Origin of the sequence: Corynebacterium sp. KPL2680, assembly GCF_040225675.1 — a bacterium.
Classification (GTDB): domain Bacteria; phylum Actinomycetota; class Actinomycetes; order Mycobacteriales; family Mycobacteriaceae; genus Corynebacterium; species Corynebacterium rhinophilum.
In genome coordinates this window covers 120,475-141,199 of sequence record NZ_JBEHFM010000004.1, presented here as the reverse complement: position 1 = coordinate 141,199, position 20,725 = coordinate 120,475, and the positions used below count along the sequence as shown (strand labels likewise).

Annotated in this window: 19 protein-coding genes; 3 read left to right on the top strand and 16 right to left on the bottom strand. The window is 58.3% G+C overall.

Going from position 1 to position 20,725, the window contains the following annotated elements:
• Positions 1-508 (top strand): IS3 family transposase (locus ABRP66_RS03610; protein ID WP_349838347.1); only part of this gene is annotated, 508 nt, incomplete at its 5' end.
• Positions 509-792: 284 nt separating this feature from the next.
• Here ABRP66_RS03610 and ABRP66_RS03605 read toward each other — a convergent pair.
• The 11 genes from ABRP66_RS03605 to rimM all read right to left on the bottom strand — a co-directional run bounded on the left by ABRP66_RS03605 (position 793) and on the right by rimM (position 11,361).
• Positions 793-1,098: a DUF2469 domain-containing protein gene (locus ABRP66_RS03605; protein WP_005278666.1), complete on the bottom strand. Its 306-nt coding sequence runs from the start codon at positions 1,096-1,098 to the stop codon at positions 793-795.
• Between the two features lie 62 nt (positions 1,099-1,160).
• Positions 1,161-1,811 carry a ribonuclease HII gene (locus ABRP66_RS03600; RefSeq protein WP_284769799.1) on the bottom strand — a complete coding sequence of 217 codons (651 nt, stop codon included), beginning with the start codon at positions 1,809-1,811 and terminating at the stop codon, positions 1,161-1,163.
• The gene (gene lepB, locus ABRP66_RS03595; RefSeq protein ID WP_284796010.1) at positions 1,789-2,526 is read right to left on the bottom strand and encodes a signal peptidase I; all 738 of its coding nucleotides are present in this window, start codon (positions 2,524-2,526) and stop codon (positions 1,789-1,791) included. The genes ABRP66_RS03600 and lepB (ABRP66_RS03595) overlap by 23 nt, the downstream gene beginning before the upstream one ends.
• Positions 2,504-3,199, bottom strand: coding sequence for a signal peptidase I (gene lepB, locus ABRP66_RS03590; protein ID WP_284782257.1), 696 nt, complete (start codon positions 3,197-3,199; stop codon positions 2,504-2,506). Before lepB (ABRP66_RS03590) ends, lepB (ABRP66_RS03595) begins: the two co-directional genes overlap by 23 nt.
• Before the next feature lie 245 nt (positions 3,200-3,444).
• Positions 3,445-3,789, bottom strand: a complete 345-nt coding sequence (gene rplS / locus ABRP66_RS03585; RefSeq protein ID WP_005278655.1) for a 50S ribosomal protein L19 — start codon at positions 3,787-3,789, stop codon at positions 3,445-3,447.
• A 171-nt stretch (positions 3,790-3,960) separates the two neighbouring features.
• Positions 3,961-6,168 carry a YhgE/Pip family protein gene (locus ABRP66_RS03580; RefSeq protein ID WP_349838346.1) on the bottom strand — a complete coding sequence of 736 codons (2,208 nt, stop codon included), beginning with the start codon at positions 6,166-6,168 and terminating at the stop codon, positions 3,961-3,963.
• Between the two features lie 256 nt (positions 6,169-6,424).
• The gene (locus tag ABRP66_RS03575) at positions 6,425-8,749 is read right to left on the bottom strand and encodes a Tex family protein (RefSeq protein ID WP_349838345.1); all 2,325 of its coding nucleotides are present in this window, start codon (positions 8,747-8,749) and stop codon (positions 6,425-6,427) included.
• A gap of 159 nt (positions 8,750-8,908) precedes the next feature.
• A complete protein-coding gene (locus ABRP66_RS03570; protein WP_284782175.1) occupies positions 8,909-9,499 on the bottom strand; it encodes a hypothetical protein in 591 nt (196 codons plus the stop codon).
• 97 nt (positions 9,500-9,596) lie between these two features.
• Positions 9,597-9,971, bottom strand: a complete 375-nt coding sequence (locus ABRP66_RS03565; protein ID WP_284796006.1) for a hypothetical protein — start codon at positions 9,969-9,971, stop codon at positions 9,597-9,599.
• Between the two features lie 5 nt (positions 9,972-9,976).
• On the bottom strand, positions 9,977-10,867 hold the full coding sequence (trmD, locus tag ABRP66_RS03560) for a tRNA (guanosine(37)-N1)-methyltransferase TrmD (RefSeq protein ID WP_284851982.1): 891 nt from the start codon (positions 10,865-10,867) through the stop codon (positions 9,977-9,979).
• Positions 10,864-11,361, bottom strand: a complete 498-nt coding sequence (gene rimM, locus ABRP66_RS03555; protein ID WP_284853292.1) for a ribosome maturation factor RimM — start codon at positions 11,359-11,361, stop codon at positions 10,864-10,866. The genes trmD and rimM overlap by 4 nt, the downstream gene beginning before the upstream one ends.
• Positions 11,362-11,902: 541 nt before the next feature.
• Here rimM and ABRP66_RS03550 point away from each other — a divergent pair.
• Positions 11,903-12,601 (top strand): TetR/AcrR family transcriptional regulator, encoded by a 699-nt coding sequence (locus ABRP66_RS03550; RefSeq protein WP_284853293.1) that lies wholly within the window; start codon positions 11,903-11,905, stop codon positions 12,599-12,601.
• Positions 12,602-12,751: 150 nt separating this feature from the next.
• On the opposite strand, the gene rpsP is transcribed toward ABRP66_RS03550, so the two are convergent.
• A complete protein-coding gene (gene rpsP, locus ABRP66_RS03545; protein WP_005283672.1) occupies positions 12,752-13,252 on the bottom strand; it encodes a 30S ribosomal protein S16 in 501 nt (166 codons plus the stop codon).
• A gap of 357 nt (positions 13,253-13,609) precedes the next feature.
• On the opposite strand from rpsP, the gene ABRP66_RS03540 reads away from it, so the two are divergent.
• On the top strand, positions 13,610-15,877 hold the full coding sequence (locus ABRP66_RS03540) for an acyltransferase family protein (RefSeq protein ID WP_284805802.1): 2,268 nt from the start codon (positions 13,610-13,612) through the stop codon (positions 15,875-15,877).
• 82 nt (positions 15,878-15,959) lie between these two features.
• Here the strand turns inward: ABRP66_RS03540 and ffh are convergent, their stop codons facing one another.
• From ffh to ABRP66_RS03520, 4 genes are all read right to left on the bottom strand, one after another.
• Entirely contained in the window at positions 15,960-17,600 is a 1,641-nt protein-coding gene (gene ffh / locus ABRP66_RS03535) for a signal recognition particle protein (RefSeq protein ID WP_284769578.1), read from the bottom strand.
• A 51-nt stretch (positions 17,601-17,651) separates the two neighbouring features.
• The gene (locus ABRP66_RS03530) at positions 17,652-19,784 is read right to left on the bottom strand and encodes a [protein-PII] uridylyltransferase (protein WP_284853294.1); all 2,133 of its coding nucleotides are present in this window, start codon (positions 19,782-19,784) and stop codon (positions 17,652-17,654) included.
• Between the two features lie 6 nt (positions 19,785-19,790).
• The gene (locus ABRP66_RS03525) at positions 19,791-20,129 is read right to left on the bottom strand and encodes a P-II family nitrogen regulator (protein ID WP_349838344.1); all 339 of its coding nucleotides are present in this window, start codon (positions 20,127-20,129) and stop codon (positions 19,791-19,793) included.
• 227 nt (positions 20,130-20,356) lie between these two features.
• Positions 20,357-20,725, bottom strand: a complete 369-nt coding sequence (locus ABRP66_RS03520) for a Na+/H+ antiporter subunit G (protein WP_005283678.1) — start codon at positions 20,723-20,725, stop codon at positions 20,357-20,359.

Sequence of the window (20,725 nt, the reverse complement as noted above, 5' to 3'; positions counted from 1 at the left end):
GATATGGATGTCGGATATTACCTATCTACGCACGAATGAGGGCTGGCTGTACCTATGCGTTATCCGCGATGGACACTCCCGCCGAGTCCTCGGCTGGTCCATGGATAGTGTGCAGGATTCTTACCTGGTTGAACGTGCACTGCGCATGGCTTATACCCTGCGTGGTGACGTACCCGATGGCTTGGTATTCCACGCAGATCGTGGCACTCAGTTCACGAGTGAACAATTGTGGAATGTTTGCCAGCAACTAGGTATTGCTCAATCGGTCGGCCGTACTGGTGTCTGCTTTGACAATGCGATGGCCGAGTCGTTCTGGTCGACATTGAAGACCGAATTCTATGACCGGAGGAAATGGCGAACCCGTGACGAAGCCGGGAAGGCGGTGGCCCGCTGGATTGAGATTGTCTACAACCGGCGCCGTCGCCACTCAGCCATCGGGATGGTAAGCCCCGTCGATTTCGAAGCCCAGCTCGCTGATCAAAATGGTAATAAGAAAGCCGCTGCTTAACCCCTAAGCAGCTTAACAACGTGTCCACGATTTGCGGGCAACCCCAGTTGTCTATACCGAGGATGTTTCGTGGCCAAGTGTTTATCTGATGCAAATTGCATGTGCGGTGTCCTTTTCTTTCGTGCTGTTTTGTACTGCACGCACAGAACACCGCAGGATGCGGGCAGGCTACAAGCCCGAAAACCAGAAAACCGCCGCAGCTGTGAATAACTTCGACATCACGAAGAGTTATCCACAGCTGCGGCGGAATGCAGCGGGCGCCGAGTTGACAGGCGCGCTAAGCCCTAGTCCGGCATGATGAAATCCGGCTTATCCAATTCCTCGATATTGACGTCCTTGTAGGTAATGACGCGAACGTAGCGCACAAAGCGCGCGGAACGATACATATCCCATACCCAGGCATCGGACATGCGCACCTCGTAGTACACATCGGGCCCGGCGGTATGGGGAATCAGTTCTACGGCATTGGCCAGGTAGAAACGACGCTCGGTTTCTACGACATAAGAAAACTGGCTGACGACATCGCGATATTCGCGGTAAAGGGACAGCTCTACCTCTGCCTCGTAGTTTTCGAGTTCCTCTGCACTCACTGTGGACCTCCAAAAGATGGGATAGCTCGCCCTAGCTTAGCGCGCAGAAACCACAATTTTCGCTAGGCACGCGCAGTGAATTGGGCATGGGCGCGCTGCACATTGCTGTAGCTCATGCGGTGTTCCGGGCTCGCCCCCAAAGCGGCAATCGCGGCCTCGTGCGCCTTGGTGCCATAGCCCTTATGCCCAGCCAAGCCATAGCCCGGAAAACGCTCATCCAGATCCCGCATGAGGTGATCCCGGCTTACCTTGGCCAACACGCTTGCCGCCGCAATGCATCGCGCCGCCGCATCCCCGCCAATAATGGGCAGGTGAGGTTGGGTAAGGCCGGGGATATAGAGGGCATCGGAAAGCACATAGCCTGGGCGCTTGTCCAGGCGCGCTACCGCCCTGCGCATGCCTGAGGTATTCGCGTGCTGGATGCCGCGCTTGTCGATGTCCCCTGCCGCAATATGGACCACCGACCAGTCCACAGCCTTGTCTTTAATGATGGGAAAGAGCTTTTCTCGTTGGCGGGGCGTGAGCTTCTTGGAATCGGTTAAGGTATCCAATTCTCCCACGATGCGCTCGGGCAGGATGCAGGCGGCGATGGTGATGGGGCCGCAGCACGCACCGCGGCCGGCTTCATCCACCCCAGCGACGGGGCCGAGCCCCGCTCGGGCCAGCGCCACCTCAAAGGTGCGCTGCTGTTTAAGCCGCCGCATTCTGGATATCCGGATCGTCGATGCCACCAAAGCGCGATACGGGCAAGACCACGGCTTCTACCTTGCCGCGCACATTATCGACCGGCACGGTGCCTTGCAGGTGATCTCCGATGTGCGCGCGGGAATCAAGGGAATTGGTGCGGTTATCCCCCATGACCCACATATTGCCTTCCGGGACGGTCACGGGGCCAAAGTACTCGCCGCCACAAGCCTGCGAGCCGGAGCCAGGATCCACCGGAATCTCGGGAGGATCCAACGTGAAGCTCTGATCTATCGGTGCGCCATCCACCATCACCGCGGAATCGCCCTCTTCGCACTTGACCGTCTGGCCCTCGGTAGCGATAACGCGCTTGACCAGGATATTTTCCCCATTGGGCAAAAGCCCCACGGATGCAAGGGCATTTTGGGCACCGCGCACCAGCACGTTTTCGGACCGCTGAACTTCAAATTCGGTATTCCAGGATTCGGGTCCTTCAAAAACCACGACATCGCCTGGATCTGGGTCGTGGAAGTAATAGCTCATCTTCTGCACCGCGATGCGGTCATTATCGCAGCCAGTACAGCCATGCAGCGTGGGTTCCATCGACGCGGAGGGAATGACATACATCCGGCCGACGAAAGCCTGAAGTAGGACTAAGAGCACGAAGCCGCCTATGACCGGTGCGAGGAAATCGCGGGTGCGCAGGCGCTGATGTTGCGGCTTAGCTTTGGATGTCTGGGTCATCGACCCCACCAATGCGGTTGAACGGCCAGAATACGAACTGCACCTTTCCGCGCACATTCTCTACGGGGATCGTGCCGTGGAAATTATCACCCATGTGGTAGCGCGAATCAGCAGACGCGGTGCGGTTATCCCCCATGACCCAGATATTCTCTTCGGGCACCTTCACTGGGCCGAAATACGGGCCGCCGCAGGCTTCCGATCCGGTCGACTCATCCACTGGGTAGGTCGGCGGATCCTGTACGTAGTCCTGGTTGATGGGCTTGCCATCCACCATGACGGCGGGATCGCCCTCTTGGCACGACACCGTCTGCCCACCGGTGGCGATAACGCGCTTGACCAGGGTATTTTCATCTGGCGGTGCCAGGGAAATAAAGCTCAACGCATCCTGGATGCCATGAATGACGGAATTGGATGAGCGCGGAGACACGTAACTCCCGTTCCAGTCGTCCGTGCCCTTAAAGACCACAACGTCTCCTGGCTCTGGGCCCTTATCGCCGTAGTAGGAGACCTTTTCTGTAAAGATGCGGTCATTTGTGCATCCCTCACAGCCGTGCAGTGTCGGCTCCATGGATCCTGAGGGAATCACGTATTGGCGGCCAATGAAGTTTTGGAATAGCCCCACGACCACCAGCACGGAAATGACGACCACGAGAGTCTCCAGCCACCACGGCATTTGTTTTTTCTCCGTGGCTACCTTCTCCGTGGCCGCTTCTTTGCCCTGCGAGATGCTTTCGTTATTCACCCGTCAGATCCTAGCAACTGCATGCCCGCAATACGGATTAGCTCCCGTGACTGCGGGGCAATTCACAGGAAATCGAAATGATTTGAAGAGAACGCAATAAAAATCTCCCTCCCTTTCCCGGCACTGTGGATGTGGGAAAGGAAGGGAGAGAAACGCTGCGCGCAGCGGCGCTAGAACTAGCGACGCTCCTTGATGCGAGCCTTCTTGCCGCGCAGATCGCGCAGGTAGTACAGCTTCGCACGGCGGACGCGGCCGCGGCGGGAGACCTTGATGGACTCGAGGTTCGGGGAGTGAACCGGGAAGGTACGCTCTACGCCGATACCGAAGGACACCTTACGCACGGTGAAGGTCTCGCGAATACCGGAGCCCTGGCGGCGGATGCAGATGCCCTTGAAGAGCTGTGCACGCTCGTTGTTACCCTCAATAACCTTGACATTGACGTCGAGGGTATCGCCGGGGCGGAAGGACGGGATGTCGTCGCGCAGCTGTGCTGCATCGACCTTGTCGATAATGTTGGTCATACCAATATTCCTTTTCAGTTTGGGACAGAGGACCCTGGCGGCTTGAAGCCTGACCGGTTCGTGCCCGTTACATAGAACGATGGACTATCTTTCCATAGGAACCGGCCAATTCCAAATTCCTCTGCTTCGCAGATTTACTACCCTACCTGGGGCGAACGGGCCGGGCGCAGCTTAGGCAGGCATGGGAGAGCGGAAGCGGGAATGGTGCTCATCGAGGATCTTCGCCGTGCCCAGGTGCCGTGCTCGGAAGACGAGGTACGAGGCCCCCACCGCAATCACCGTGATGCCAAAGAGGATGATAATCCCGCTCCAGAACGTTCCATCATGAATGCCATCGGTGGCGCGGGTAAAGGCATCCTTGGCGTAGGACATCGGATGGAAGGGGTGCAGCAGGCTCAGCGCACGCGGAATCGCCACGACCGGCCATACCCCGCCAAAGACCATGACGCCCAGGGCGAAGGCGCCGGCGGCAAAGATCGAACCAATCTTGCGCCCGAAGGTAACCAGGAAGAACTGGTAGGTCGCAGCACCTACAGCGGATATCGCAGCAAGTACGAGCGCGATCATGGACCAACTTGCCGGCTGCCATCCCAGGGTAGAAGACATCAGGGCCATAAACGCTAGTACGAGGAAGTTCAGCCCGGTCAGCGCGGCAAAGGCGCCGAAGACGCTGCGGGCAGGGCTAGTTATCCGGACTCCCCTACGCGCCATGTAGTACGGCAGCGTCATCGCCAGCAGCAGCATCACGAGGAAGCCGAATACGAGTACGAAGAGCATGGAGGCGCCGCCGGTAATATTCTTCTCGGTCGGGTCCGCTGGGTTTACCACCGTTTGCACGGGGTGGACATTGGATGCGGTGAAGTTGATGGGTACCGCCATATTTTGCGCGGAATCCTCAGGACGGGAAACGGTGGGAGCTTTAGCTGCACCTTCGGCAAGCTTCGTGGATAGTTCGCCAGAGCCTTCCTTGAGGCGATCCATGCCGCCCTTCAGCTCAGCTCCGCCTTCTGCCAGCCGGCCGGTGCCCTCCTTAAGCGCGCCCGTGCCATCGTGGAGGCGAGATGCGCCATCCTGCAGGCGGGACGCGCCGTCCTGCAGCTGCGAGGTACCGTCACTAAGCTTCCCGACTCCGCCGCGCAGTTCCTTGATGCCATCAGACAGGCGGTGTGCCCCGCCGTTCAGGGTGGTAAGGCCGCCCAGATATTCCGATTGCGGATCGGACAGGTTGTAGTGCAGCTGGCCGGTACCTGCGGAAAGTTTTTCCAGCTGCCCCACCATATTCCCACTCGATGCGGGATCAAGCTTGGATACGAGCGAATAAAGCTGGTCTGCTTGTTGGGTCATGCCGAGCCCGCGCAGAATGTCTACCAGCTGGGTAAGACCAGGCACCACGGCTTGGGCTTGTTTCAGCACGGGGATGAGCATGCCCGTGAGCTGATTGACACCGGCATCGATTTGGCCCGCACCATCGGCGAGGCGGCCGGTACCGGCAAGGAGCTTATCGGAGCCATCGGCAAGCCGGGTGGCACCGTCATCGAGGCGCGCGGCGCCATCGCTCAGCCGGCCCGCACCATCATTCAACTGGCCGACGCCATCATTGAGCCGCGTCGTTCCGTTGAGGAGCTCGGCCGTGCCGTTATTAAGCGTTCCCGCACCGTTGTCGAGCTTATTGATTCCGTCAATCGCGCGCCCGCCGCCCTCTTGCAGCTTGCCGACGCCCTCATCGAGTCGCCCCGCGCCGTCCGCGGCATTGTTCAGGCCGTCGCTCAACTTAGTAAGCCCTTCGATGACCTGGTCAGCGTACTTTTTGGAAATGGCGTTTTCCACGCTGGTTTGCACCTGCGGAATGAGGCTGGAGGAAATCACTGAGCCATTCGTGCCGTAGTAGTCATTGGTAGCGAAGTTTATCTCAGGCTTTTCGGGCTTTTCGCTGATAATGGTGACGGCTTGTTCGGAAAAGTTCTTCGGGATCGTCACCACCATCAAGTACTTGCCCTTGACCAGGCCCTCATCGCCGTCGTTCTTATTGACCTCAGAGAAGTTGAGGTAATCGGTATCCAGCAAGCCCTTGACCACCTGGTCGCCATAGTTGGTGTGCTTGCCCTGCTTATCCACGCCCGCATCTTCATTAACCACGGCAAGGTCAATATTGCGCATGTACTTGGATGGATCCCACATAGCCCACATCATGGTTCCGGCCACGATGATGGGAGCAACGAGGAGGAATACGATAAGCACCCGCGACAAAGCGCTGCGCGGGCGCCAATCCAAGAGGCGGTGCCAGCCCAGCACTCCCCGACCCTTGGGTTCCTCGCCGCTTATCGAAGGCATCTCTGCGGTGTCCCCGGCACCTTGACCGCTATCGGCCGCACGACTCATAGTTGTCTCCTTATGGCAGTAGTTCAGCGTCCCCCTTGCCCCGCTCTACTCAGCAGTGCCTCGCTGAAACAGGAAAAGAAGGACGCCATTTACTTAGTTTTGCCAAACTTACCATTAATAGGCGCGGGAGTCCGCATCGACTGCGAAGTGGCGGTCATATTTTTCGGCGCATGCGCGGTTGGCGGGGATATTTTCCCCACCGCGGCCTCAGGCAGCGGCCCACCCTGCGGTGCCGGTAGGCCACTGCACAGAGAAGTTAGAAGCCGGCTTTCTTCAGGGCATCGGCAATGGTCCCCTTGGCTGCCGGGCGCCCGCGGGAACCTCCACGATCGGAGTTGCGGCCACCCTTCTTCCCTGCTGCGCGCGAGGGCTTTTGACCGCCGCGTTTGCCGGATCCGCGCGGCGAATCGCCGCCGCGACGCTTCCGTGCAGGCTGGCCTGGTTCATCATCCAGCCGCAGCGACAGGCCGATGCGCTGGCGATCAACGTCAACCTCCATCACCTTGACCTTGACCACCTGGCCAGAGCGCACGACCTCATGGGGATCAGAAACGAACTGATGGCTCATGGCAGAGACATGGACGAGTCCATCTTGGTGCACGCCGACATCGACAAACGCACCAAAGGCCGCCACGTTGGTGACCGTGCCCTCTAAAACCATGCCGGGGTTAAGGTCAGAGACCTTATGTACGCCTTCTTTAAAGGTGGCGGTCTTAAACTCAGGGCGCGGATCGCGGCCCGGCTTATCTAGCTCGGCGATGATATCGCTCACGGTAGGGATACCGAAGGTCTCGTCCGCAAAATCGGCGGGATCCAGCTTGTCCAGCACCCGGTTATTGTCAATGAGCTCGCCGATGCCCAGCCCCGTCTGCTCCGCAATCCTTGTCACGATGGGATAGGCCTCGGGGTGAACCGCCGACGCATCGAGCGGGTCCGCTCCCCCATTAATGCGCAGGAAGCCGGCGGATTGTTCAAAGGCCTTCGGGCCTAAGCGCGGCACCTTCTTCAGCTCCTTACGGGTAGCAAAAGAGCCATTGTCATTGCGGTAGGCCACGATATTGGCGGCGATGGTGGGGTTAACACCCGCCACGCGCTCCAATAGCGGCGCTGAGGCCGTATTGAGGTCGACGCCGACGCCATTGACGGCGCTTTCTACCACGCCATCCAACGTCCGGGCCAGCGACGTCTGGTTCACATCGTGCTGATACTGGCCCACTCCGATGGCCTTAGGATCGATTTTCACCAGCTCTGCCAGCGGATCCTGCAGGCGCCGGGCAATAGAGACCGCCCCGCGCAGCGAGACATCCATATCGGGGAATTCCTCCGCCGCCAGCTGCGATGCGGAGTAGACCGATGCGCCGGATTCGGAGACCACGACGGGCGTTGGCTGCTGACCCCCAGCCTGTTTGAGCAGGTCAGCAATCTCGTGCGCGAGCTTTTCTGTTTCCCTGGAGGCAGTGCCATTGCCGATGGCCATAAGGTCAACCGAGTGCCGCGCGCACAGTGTGGACAGGGTCTGTACCGCCTGCGACCACTGGTTTTGCGGCTGATGGGGATAGACGATGGTGGTATCGAGCACCTTGCCCGTTTTATCCACCACGGCGCATTTGGTGCCGTTGCGGTAGCCCGGGTCAAGGCCGATGGTGGCGCGCTGGCCCGCGGGGGCGGCAAGCAGCACATCGCGCAGGTTCGTGGCAAAGACCTTGAGCGCGCCTTCTTCTGCTACTTCTTTCAAGCGCATGCGCACATCTAGGCTGGAAGAAACATACAGCTTGGTGCGCCATCCCCAGTGCACGGCGTTATCCAACCACGCGGAGCTGCGTTCCAACTCAAACCGATCCGCGATGAGGTTCTCGTAGTCGGCGTCGTCACCGGCATCGAGGTGCAGCTGCAGCACTCCCTCGTTCTCCCCGCGCAGGAGTGCCAGAATGCGGTGGGAAGGAAGCGAAGAAAAAGGTTCGTTGAAGTCGAAGTAATCCTTGAACTTCGCCCCCTCGGCTTCCTTTCCTTCCACCACCTGCGCCTGCATGGCACCCTGGTTAAACATGCGCTCGCGCACACTGCCTACCAAGTCTGCATCGAGCGCGAAGCGATCGATAAGAATGGAGCGCGCCCCCTCTAGCGCCTTCTTGGTATCCGCGAAACCTTCCGTAAGAAAACCCTGTGCCAGTTCCTCCGGCTGGGCCTGCGGCTGCGCAATCAATATGTCGGTCAGCTCTTCCAAGCCGGCTTCGCGCGCGATATCCGCCTTTGTCTTGCGCCGCTTTTTATACGGCAGATACAAATCCTCAAGCCGGGCTTTGGTATCGCAGGCAAGGATCTGGCTGCGCAGGTCATCGCTAAGCTTGCCTTGCTCATCGATGGCGGCAAGGATTGTCTCTTTGCGCTCTTCTAGCTCGCGCAGGTAGGTGGCCCTCTCTTCGATGGTGCGCAGTTGGGCATCATCCAAACCACCCGTGACCTCCTTGCGATAGCGCGCAATGAAAGGCACGGTATTTCCCTCCGCAAGGAGCTTCAGCGCCGTCGAAACCTGGGTTTCTTGAGCGCCGATCTCCGCCGCGATGGTGGCCGCAATATTCACGTAGATTCCTCACACTTCTATTTCAAAGCTTGGTACGGGACCCACCCAATCTACCGCATGCCTTGTCCACCGCCCCGGCCTGCCACCGCCGGACACACAAAAATCCTCTCTCTCCCGCACGCTACAAGCAGGAAGAAGAGGAGCAAAAGACGCGCTATTTTAGTGGATGACTACCTGGGCCCTATCGCCGCCAGAGCAGCTCACCCGCGAGGAGTTCCCGGAGCAGTACATCGTATAGGTACCACCGGTAGTCGGTGAATAGACGCTCAAGGTGACATCCGTTCCGCCACCGGACACCCAGTTATTCATAAAGGTGTTGTAGACATTTTTTGCAAATGCCTCTGACGTTTTACTGGTGGCAGCGTAATAGCTCGTGTAGTCGCCCCACGAGTGCCCATTGCCGCTACTTACAGGTGCCTGTGCTGGGGCGGGCGCAGGTGCCTGCTCAGTCTTGGTCACGGTAGCTTCACTACCCGACGACTTCTCGTCGTCCTTGTCATCAACGCTTGTGGAGTCCGCCTTTTGCTGAAATTGGGTTTCCTGCGCGGTGGCGTTGGAATTATCGCCATTTCCCTGCACGAAAAAGACTGCCGCAGCGGCAATGGCAAGAAGTGCCACAACTCCCAAAATGATCGCCGCAATCATGGCCCCATTCCCGCGGCTTTGTTGCGGCTGAGAATACGCGGGGTACTGGTTGTACTGCGGCTGTTGGTTGTATCCGCCAAAATCATTTCCATTGGGAGAAGTCATGCGAGAGAGTCCTTGGAGAGCAAGTAAAAATGCGAGTGTGTGCTGCACTTACAGTAGCACTACCCAGCACCGATACAAGTTTCTCTAGCGACTTTTCCTAATTTTCTTCGCTGGATTCAACGCTCCATACCGGCTCGGCCGACCACGCGAATTCGGTATGCCCGATTTCTGTACTTCCCAACCACGCCGCGGTGGCCGGCAAGCACTCAGCAACCATCGGCGCGAGGGAGGGCAGGGCTGCTGTGGTATCGCCATTGACGATGACCCGCCACAGCGGCGTGCCCTCCGCCGCGGTTCCATTGCTGAATTCATATTCCAGGGCCAATGGGCTAGCTTTCGGCGGCGACGGGGAAACTACGGTGGCAAAAATATTTACCGGCACAAAACCTGCGTCGCGCAGTTTCTCCGGCATACCAGCCAGGCTTTCTTCCCATTCTTCCTGGCTCATCAGCACAGAAAGATCCACGCTCACCCGCACTACTGTGCCTTGCCTTTCGGTTCACGCTCGCTCAATTGCGCTACAAATGCCTTATCCGCCTTACTCAATTCCACCTGATCCAATAACTCCGGGCGGCGCTGCCACGTGCGCTCCAACGCTTGTTCCCTGCGCCACCGATCTACCAGCCCATGATTTCCAGAGGTCAAAACCTCCGGCACTGCAAGCCCGCGCCACTCCCGCGGTTTGGTATAGCTCGGGCCTTCCAATAGGCCATCTGAAAAGGAATCTTCTTCATGCGAGCGCTTATTGCCCAATACCCCGGGGATAAGGCGGACTACGGCTTCTGCGATCACCAATACGGCGACCTCCCCGCCAATGAGCACATAATCCCCGATGGATACTTCCCGAACGCGGTAGCGCTTCTTTGCATCTTCAACCACGCGCTGGTCGATGCCCTCGTAACGCCCACAGGCAAAAACAATATGTTCCTCGGTGGACCATGCCCGCGCATCCGCTTGGGTAAACGGCACCCCAGCCGGGGTGGGAACGAGAAGCAGCGGGAGATCGCCATCTTCGTTCTCGCTATCTGGCTCGCCTTGTGACGCTTCAGCGTCATACGCCTGGGCTTCGACACCTTCTAATTCATCGTGGCGTGGGCGGTTGAGGTGCGGCAGGGAGGAGTCGAGGGTGGGGGCGGTGGTCCCGAGTGCGACATCGTCAAGCGCAGGGCCCCATACCTCAGGTTTCATGACCATTCCTGGGCCGCCACCAAAGGGGGAGTCATCGACCGATTTATGCGCATCTGTAGCCCACTGCCGCAGATCGTGCACGCCCACCTCAAGACGGCCCTGCTCGATTGCCTTGCCTAAAAGGGCATGGCGCAGCGGCTGCAGGTATTCCGGAAAGATGGTCACGACATCGAGCCTCATAGATCCAACAGCCCTTCTGGGGGTTGGATGGTGCACGTGCCGGCTTCCACATCGACCTCGGGGACGATGGCATGGACAAAGGGCACCAAGGCGGAGTTGCCCGAAGCCAGCTCAACCTCTAAGAGATCTTGGCTAGGCCCGTGCACGACGGAGGTCACAGAGCCGATGTCTTCCCCCTCGTGGATAACGCGCAGGCCTTCGAGCTCGTGGTCATAAAAGCCCTCGTCGTCATTCTCTAATGGGGCAGCGAAAAATTGGGTGCCTCGCAGGCTTTCCGCCTGTGTGCGATCGGCAATTTCCTTGCACGTCACCAAAAGCCTGCCTTTATGGCTGCGCACCGCAGAGATAGTCAACTCGTGTCCCTTGCGGCCCTGCCTTCCCCGCAGTGTTTCTCCCACCGCAAAGCGCACCTCAGGCTCATCGGTGGTGGGCTCTACCACCACTTCTCCCTTGATCCCATGCGACTTAATGACGCGCCCAATCATCAATTCCATGGCGCAGAGTTTACCGCATACACCCAGTTGCTCTTATTTCCTGCCGCGCTCCCCACAATCTCACTCTTAGGCATTACGCTTGAAGCATGAACGACTCTCCCCACCCGTCCTCCGATCCTCGCAGCGCGCATCAGGAGGCACCGAACTCCCCCTTGATCGACCTTGATCTGGTGGCTTTGGCACCTCCCACTGATCCTGAACGTGAGCGCCCTGGGGTCAAGCGAGTCTTAAACGGTGAGCGCGCAAACCTGATCCTTTTCAGTTTTGCCCCTGGTCAATCCCTGCCAGATCACAAAGCCGCCCACCCTATCACCGTGCAGGCGATACGCGGCGAAGTGAATTTCACTTGTGGGGAGAACACGGTCGCACTAGCCCCAGGTAACATTGTGCACTTACCCGCCTATATAGTGCATAGCGTTGCCGCACCCCTACCGGATGTGAACTCGGACTCACCGACAGAACAGTCAGACGGGCAACCGGCACTAATGCTTTTAACGATGCTTACAGGCTAATTGGAATACACACACCGTTAGGACAGATTTTGGATACATCGCAGTCTCATAACAAGCCTTACCACCACGGAAACCTCCACGACGAGCTGCTACGGATCGCCGTGCAATTAGGAAAGGAAAAAGGCCCCGAGGCTATTACCATCCGCGCCGTCACCCGCGCGGCAGGAGTATCCCCCACCTCGGCCTACCGGCACTTTAAGGATCAGGAAGAACTGCACGATAAGGTAGCCGAACTAGCCACCGACGAGCTCGTGCGCCGCCTTCACCACACCACCGATAAAGCTGGCAACCTCGCCTTCCCCGATCACCTCGTGCAGGTTGGGTATGCCTACCTCGAATTTGCCTTGGATGAAACGAACTTCTTCCGTTGCATGTTGGAGTGGAAGGCGCTTCGTTTTATGCTCGGCGTAGACTCCTCAACTCCCGATGATCCAAAAAGCGAGCACCTGAATCTGATTCAGCGCTACTTCGATCTCTTGGCCCGTCACGCCCAAGCCCAAGGCCAAACGCCCAATAAAGAGTATTTCCTACACAATAGCTTGCTGTCTTGGTCCGCCGTCCACGGGTTTACCGTACTTGCCATTGACGGGCCCCTGTCTAAACTGCCGCGGGAGGAAATCTATCAGCTATTCAAACCCGTCGTCGCAGGCAGCTTGCGCGGGATGGATTTTAAAGATCCAGGCGATGTATACGCCAATTACCCCGAATTGCGGCCACGCTCTGAATAGCGCTAGCCACTAGCCTCAGTGGCGGCCGCGCGCTGGCCGAGCGCGCAAAATCCCCCACTCGTTATCGCGCATAAATGCAACGATGACAGGTGGGGGATGAAGCTTATGCACAGCGCCCTAATCAGTAAAGGGCGCTAGAGACCGAGCAGATTACTCTGCGGACTCCTCAGAAGCTTCTGCTTCAGCGTCTGCCTCGCCGGCAGCAGCAGCGGCAGCCTCAGCTGCAGCAGCCTCTTCAGCTTCCTTCTTCTTCTTTGCTTCTTCCTTGGCCTTCTTCTTTTCAGTGATGGCCTCGATGGTTGGGCCGTTATTAGCCTCAGCCAGCGCCTCGTTGAAGAGGTCCAGCTTGGACTTCTTCTCTTCGGCAACCTTCAAGGTGCCTTCTGCGCCCGGCAGGCCCTTGTGCTTCTGCCAGTCACCGGTGACCTTCAGTAGTGCCAAGACAGGCTCGGTAGGCTGTGCACCAACGGACAGCCAGTGCTGTGCGCGCTCGGAGTCGATCTTGATGAGGGAAGGCTCTTCCTTCGGGTGGTAGATGCCAATGTTCTCGATGACCTTGCCGCTGCGGCGGGTACGAGCATCAGCGATAACTACGCGGTATTCAGCGGCGCGGATCTTACCTACGCGCTGCAGTTTAATTTTGACAGCCATGATGGCTCCTTTTCTAGTCACTGGGCAGTTCAGACACGCGCTTTTTAGCACGCCGGTTCAACCCTTGGATTTTATCTGCGCGTGACGTACCGGCCGACCGTAGACGGGAACGGTGTTACGCAGAATGAAACGTCTCATTATCGTCAGCAGTTCACACCACTGCGATAACCCGAACCATTTTAGCGTGTGCAGGCAGTATTTTAAAATCTCCGCGTCTCCCGCATTCTACCTTGCCTCGTTATGCCTCCGAGACCATTAAAGAGTAACCTGATTAGCCGAACGTAAACCTTTGACCCAGAAGGCTTAGAAGTACGCCACGCTTGTTTCCCCATGAGCAAGCGCACGAAATGACGTTTTATGACAAATGATTCTCCACGCAACTTTCGATACCGCTATGACCTCGATGGTCTGCGCGGTATCGCAATTGGCCTCGTAGTTATCTACCACGTCTTTGTCGGTCGTGTCTCCGGCGGCGTGGATGTCTTTTTACTGCTTTCCGGTTACTTCTTTTTAGGCTCACAGCTGCGCTATGCCGGCAAGCCCAACGCGTCATTGAACCCATGGTGGCCAATCTGGCGCACGTTGCGCCGCTTGGTACCAAGCCTTGTTTTGGTCATCGGTGTGACGTATATCTTCGTGCGCCTTTTCACGCCGCAGCTCATGCGCACTGAATTTACCCAGCAAATTTCGGCAACCATGCTGTACTACCAGAACTGGGAGCTGGCGCGCCAACACGCTGACTACACTGCGGCCGCCGCCGATACTTCCCCGCTGCAGCATATGTGGTCGATGTCCGTGCAGGGCCAGTTCTACCTGATGGGCATTGCCTTTGCCCTCATCCTGGCTGCGATAATGAAATGGCGCCCGCAGCAATCTTCACTGCGCACAAGCCGCTTCCCCACGGTCAACCAAATCGCCGGCCCCATCCTCATCGTGGTGACCATCATTTCCTTTGCCTATGCCTCGCGCCATGGGCTACACGGAACTCCAGAAAACTACTACTCCACGTGGTCACGCGCCTGGGAGTTGACCCTTGGTGCGGTTCTAGCCATCTACGGTTCTGCATGGAAGATTCCTGCGCGTTTTTATGATCTGTTTACTGGCCTTGGCCTTTTCATGCTGGTCTTTACCGGCGCCATCATCGCAGAGACCACCGCCTACCCAGGACCGCTCTCGCTTTTGCCTTTGGGCGGTGCCGTGCTCATCATCTTGGGCGGTGGCGGCAAGATCTCCAAGGCCATGGCCTCTAAAAAGGCGCGCTGGCTAGGCGATGTCGCCTATCCACTGTATCTATGGCACTGGCCGCTGCTTATTTTGTCCACCTCGTACTTGGGCCAGCAGACCCCGTCGTGGTGGCTGGGCATCATTATTATTGCCATCTCCCTGCTGCTTGCAGATATCACGCATCGCTTCATCGAGCGTCCCCTGCGCCAGCACCGCAAGCGACCCTTGGCAGAGGATCTTCCAGCCCACAAGGCAGTCTCCAGTCTGTCCACCCGTGCCGGTGCCGGTCGGGCCATCGGCGGCGTCGTGGTCGCCAGCTGCGTCACGGCGCTGCTTCTCATTCAGCCGCTGTGGCTGCGCACCCTTAATATCGCCGACGCGGAAATGCTCAACCCCCAGCAATATCCCGGCGCTACCACGTTCATCAATGACATCACCCCGCCGGATGGCGTAGAGATCAAACCTGATCCCATCGTGGCTAGAGGAATCCAGCCGCCGGTTGCTGCAAACTGGTGCTTCGTGCCCGATAGCCAGCCCGCTGATTTCTTCTTTGAAACGCGCAGGGACGGCAAGACCCCCTGCATTTTCGGCGACACTACTGCCGAAAAGGAAGTCTATTTGGTGGGAGGATCCCACGCGGAGCAATACTCGTCTGCCCTCGACCGCCTCGGCCGAGAGATGGGTTTCAAGCTGGTTCCCCTCTTGCGCCAAGGTTGCCCCATCGAGCTTGGCGATGACGTCACGGTCAGCCCCGAATGCGCCGAGTGGGGTGAACTGGTCATGGACCGCATTGCCGAAGCCCAGCCAGAGTTGGTTATCTCCAATACCACCCGCCCGCAAAACGAATTCGGGCATGGCCCAGACGCTGTCCCCGCCGGCTACCAAGCCTTTTGGGAAGAACTATCCAAGCGCGATATCCCCTTCCTGGGTTTCCGCGATAACCCGTGGGGATTCGATGAGGACGGGGAGCCGCGCGAATTCGATGAGTGCTACGTTGCCACTGAGGACTCTGTGGGCTGCGGCATGCGGTTTGAGCAGGTTTACCAACCTTACGATCCAGGTGCCGTTGTTCTATCGCAGTACGAAAACATGCTGTCCCTCGATACCGCGCCGTGGTTCTGCGATGCTAATGGCGATTGCCCGGTCATCATCGGCAACACCATGGTCTACCGCGATATGCACCACATCACCAACGCCTTTGCTGATTCCGCGATGCCGATGATCCGAGAAGCCCTCACGCCCTTCTTGAACGGTGAAAAGGTCCAACAAGAGGCGCCAGAAATCTCCCCGGAAGAGGCAGAGGCAGCACTAGAGGAATCGCCAGCTGCCCCCACCACCGGTGGCACGCGGCGCGCCAACCCGGTGCCGTATCCCAATACCCTGGAAAACGACCCGGTGTAGACGCTCCCCCGCGACGGCACACACAAAGGTGGCCCATCACCTGAGAGGTCATGGGCCACCTTCTATTTATGTCTCTGCGCGGCTACTTTTTGCCCTTGCCAAAGTTGAGGTTATCGAGGTCGATATTCTCCATGCCCTTGGGCATCTTGGGCATGCCGGGGATCTTTCCACCGCCAAGGCCACCGGCACCGCCGGCACCGCCCATTTGCTGCTGCAGCTGCTGTAGCTCTTCCATCGACGGCATACCGCCGCCCATTCCTGGCATACCACCCGGCATCTTGGGGCCGCGGTTGCCACCGCCGCCCTTGCCCTTCTTGCGCTTGCCGTTTTTGCCCTTGCGGCCCTTTGGCTTTTTCTTGGTGGCAGAACGTCCGCCACCGCCCATGCCAAATTGGCCGGCCATCTTGGACATCATCTTCTTGGCTTGGTTGAATCGCTCAATGAGCTGGTTGACCTCAGAAACGCTTACACCGGAACCATTGGCGATGCGCTTGCGGCGCGACGCGTTCAAGATCTTCGGGTTCTCGCGCTCTTCTGGGGTCATACCGCGGATGATGGCCTGGATGCGATCCAGCTGCTTTTCATCCACCATGGCGGCCATCTCATTCATCTGCTTGCCGCCAGGCATCATCTTCAGCAGGTTGCCAATTGGACCCATCTTGCGGATCATCAGCATCTGGTCCAAGAAGTCATTCAGCGTGAGCTCGCCGGAGCCAAGCTTAGAGGCTGCTTCTTCGGCCTTCTGGTGATCCAGGGTGGCTTCCGCCTGCTCAATCAGGGAGAGCAGGTCACCCATTCCCAGGATGCGGCTAGACATGCGCTCTGGGTGGAAGACATCGAAATCATCGAGTTTCTCACCGGTGGAGGCATACAAAATCGGCTTACCGGTCACCTCACGAATGGACAGCGCTGCACCACCGCGGGCGTCACCATCCAGCTTCGTGAGAACCACGCCGGTAAAGTCCACGCCATCGCGGAAGGCCTCTGCCGTTTGCACGGCGTCCTGACCAATCATGGAGTCGATGACGAACAGGACTTCATCCGGATTTACGGCATTGCGGATATTGCGCGCCTGTGTCATCAGGGTTTCATCGATGCCCAGGCGGCCGGCGGTATCGATGATGACCACATCGTGCTGCTTCTGTTTTGCTTCAGCAATACCGCGCTTGGCGACGTCCACCGGGTCCCCGTGCGAGGTACCCATCTCGTGGTCATTGGAATCCAGGGAGGTACCTGGGTCTGGAGCGAAGGTCGGGACTTCCGCGCGCTCGCCGACGATCTGCAGCTGCTGCACGGCTCCTGGGCGCTGCAAGTCACAGGCCACGAGCATCGGGGTGTGCCCCTGCTTCGTGAGGTGCTTGGCCAATTTACCGGCCAAGGTGGTTTTACCAGCACCCTGCAGACCGGCCAGCATGATGACGGTCGGTGGATTCTTGGCCAAGTTCAACCGGCGGGTTTCTCCGCCTAGGATCTCAATGAGCTCTTCATTGACGATCTTGACCACCTGTTGGGCGGGGTTGAGCGCCTCAGATACTTCCGCGCCGCGGGCGCGTTCCTTGATGCGCTTGATAAACCCGCGCACCACCGTTAGAGAAACGTCAGCTTCCAGCAAGGCCAAACGAATCTCACGAGTCGTGGCGTTGATATCCGCCTCAGTTAATTTGCCCTTGCCGCGCAGGCCCGCCAGGGCTGACTGTAGGCGGTCTGATAGTGAGTCAAACACTACGGATGCGCTCCCTTAAATTAGATCGATCTAAAGTTCAATTATTCAATCTTAGTCCCTAGCCAGGGCCCTGGTCACATTCCCCACCACCTGGGCGCGCGAAACCGAAGCTCCAAAGAACACATGCACAATCATCGTGGCGCCCAGGATCTCATGGCGCAGCCACATAAACTCCGGCAAAGACTCCACCAAATAGCCCAATGCACCTATTCTCTCGACGGTACGAATCTCCAAAATACCGCCCACGTTAAAGGCCGCCGTCGTGGGCTCACCTGCGATATCGGGAAGCTCTTTGTACGTACGCGAATTATAGGACTGGATAAACCTATCCGGTTCCGCGGCCTCTGTGAGCGTCTTTTGCACAGTGCGGATGACAAACTCCGCCTGATAGCTACCAGCATCACCCTGTACGAAATTGGCCCGCACAATCGTCCACCCCAAGGCTGAAATCAGCGCAAAAATGCGCTTAAACTCTGCCTTATTGGCACCGGACGAGGTCACGGTGACCACTTCCTCCTGCCAATCAACCGCAAGCCCTACCCCATACTCGTCCTGCGGAACACGGACTAAGGGGCGGGTGACTATGCGCGGCTTATTCGCTTCCAAAGCGCGGGCGACGATAAGGGCCTGCGCCTGTGCGGTGCGAGCAGACCACACGCCAGGGCCTGTTGATAAGGCATCCGCCTTGGATAAGGTCTCGAGCAGCGAAATGGTCAATTGATCATAATGGCACGCATTCAATAGGGCATCGCGCGCGGCATCCGAACTCGGATCCATCGTCGCTGCCAATCGCGCCAGGCTCGTATGCTCTGCCACCACGGTTTGCACGCGGGAAATATCTGCAAGATTAAAGCGCATGCGCGCGGCCTGCCGCGCCACCATCTCTGCTCCTACTTGCTCGTGCGGGCGGTCATGTCCCTTGCCTAAATCGTGGTACAACGCGGCCAGGAGGAGCAGATCCGGGCGCGCCACCGAGGTCCGCACCTCGGCGCAGCGCGTGACGGTGGCGACGAGGTGGTAGTCAACAGAATGCATGTGGCTGCGTTCTCTGGGCAGTAATCCGCGCACATGACCCCATTCTGGGACCAAGCGCTCCCACAGCCCATAGCGATCCAGCTCCGCAATCACCCGCGGGGTATGAGACGGCGAAGACAAAATGGCGAAAAAGTCATCCACGGCCGCCCGCGGCCACCGCTCCGGTGGAGCCGGCAGCTCCTGCAGTACCCGCCATGTCGTTGCGGAGACGGAATAGCCTGTCCGCGCTGCGGCCGCCGCGACTCGGGTCAACAGCCATGGGTCTGCACGATTGGGTGTGCGGGCCAAGGAGATAACGGCACCATCAGCCACGACGTCCACGTCAAGGGGCCTGCGCACGCGGTCTCGCCCCTGCGCCGGACCAGCGCTGCGGCTACCCAAAACGCCGCGGGCTGTGGCCAAGCTACGCTCTACCGCCTCGTCGACCGCAGAGGCCGCAGTAACCAACGCCGCGGTGAGCTCATAGCGGCTGCTAAAGCCCAATTCATCAGCAACATCTGCGGCAAAGTCCGGATCCAAAATATCGCGGTGGCGGCGAGCCTTGACGTGCAGCAGGGTCCGGGCATCGAGTAGCAGCCGCCGCTCTTCCTCCAGCGCGGGCAGATCACACAGGTTTCCCAGGGCTAAAGCGCGCAGGAGCTGAATATCGCGCAATCCCCCACGCCCGTTTTTTAAGTCTGGGTTGGTCATGGTGGCAACGGCGCCGGAGCGGTTCCACCGGGCGATGGCGATATCGACGAAGCTATCAAAGCCCCGCTGCAGCTGCCGCCGCCACGCGTGCAGGAGGCGCTGACGGGCGTCATCGACAAGCGGCTTATCGCCTGCGATATACGTCAGATCCAATTGAGCGAAGCCAGCCGAGGCATCCTGCAGGGCAATCTCCGCGCACTCCTGCGGGGTACGCAGGGCAAAGTCCAACCGATACTTGGCATCCCACACCGGGTACCACAATTTTTCTACCTGGCTGGGGTCTGGCTCGTGGTCCTCCGGGAAAATCAGGATGACATCAATATCGGAATAGGGAGTCATCTCCTGCCGGGCCACAGAGCCGGTTGCTGCTAGCGCCGTGTGCGGCGGCAGGTCCAAACCCTGGAGTACGCGCACCGCCGCGGCATAAGCCTCCCTACGAAGAGCGGATGCTGTCACCATGTGTGCTTAAAGGGCGGTCTCGCCGCGCTCCCCGGTGCGGATGCGGATGACGTCTTCTACCGGGGTAATCCAAATCTTGCCATCGCCAATCTTGCCGGTATAAGCGGCTTCCACGATGGCATCAATGAGCTCTTCCACCTGGTCATCAGCGGTCAAAACTTCTAGTTTCACCTTGGGTACAAAGTCCGTCGCGTATTCGGCACCGCGGTAGACCTCGCTGTGCCCGCTCTGCTGCCCAAAGCCCTGGCTTTCGGTCACGGTAAGGCCGTGGACATCCTGCTGTTTTAATGCCTCCCGGATATCCGGCAGAGTAAACGGCTTCACAATGGCGGTAATAAGTTTCATTTAATCCTCCTGAAGAAAAGTAAAATTCAGCGGCCAAACCTGGCGCGGATATGCTGCATTCCAGTCTAGCCCCGCCCAACTTCCGAATGTGCCCGAATTACGGTGACGATCTGCAATTACAACTGCATCCACTGCGTTAAACACCCCGGCAGCACAGGAGAAACGCGGGCCGTACATCCTCCATGGAGAAAGTACGAACCCGCGCTGCACACTAGGGAAAGATAACCCTAGATTTCGTCTTCATCAGCGTAGACGGTCTGAATTTTCTCATTATTGTGTTTGGCGTGTTTAACGTCAGTAACCGCAACACCGTAGATGGAACGCCCCAGGTAGAACGAACCCACCGAGCCAATAATCCAGACACCAAAGCACGCGATGAGGCCCTTGATAAGGAGGCCTAGTGAAAAGCCATCCTGCCCAAAATCCACCACTAGCTTGGCGAGGATAATAAGCGGCACCGCCAAACCCACGGTCGGGCCCATCAGGTTGGCACGGGTCAAGGCATCCGGCGCGCGCCACAAAGAGACCACGGTTGCCACCACGAGGATGGTGGCCACAATGAGCAGAACCGAAGCAATAATCTCGTAAACAGCCAT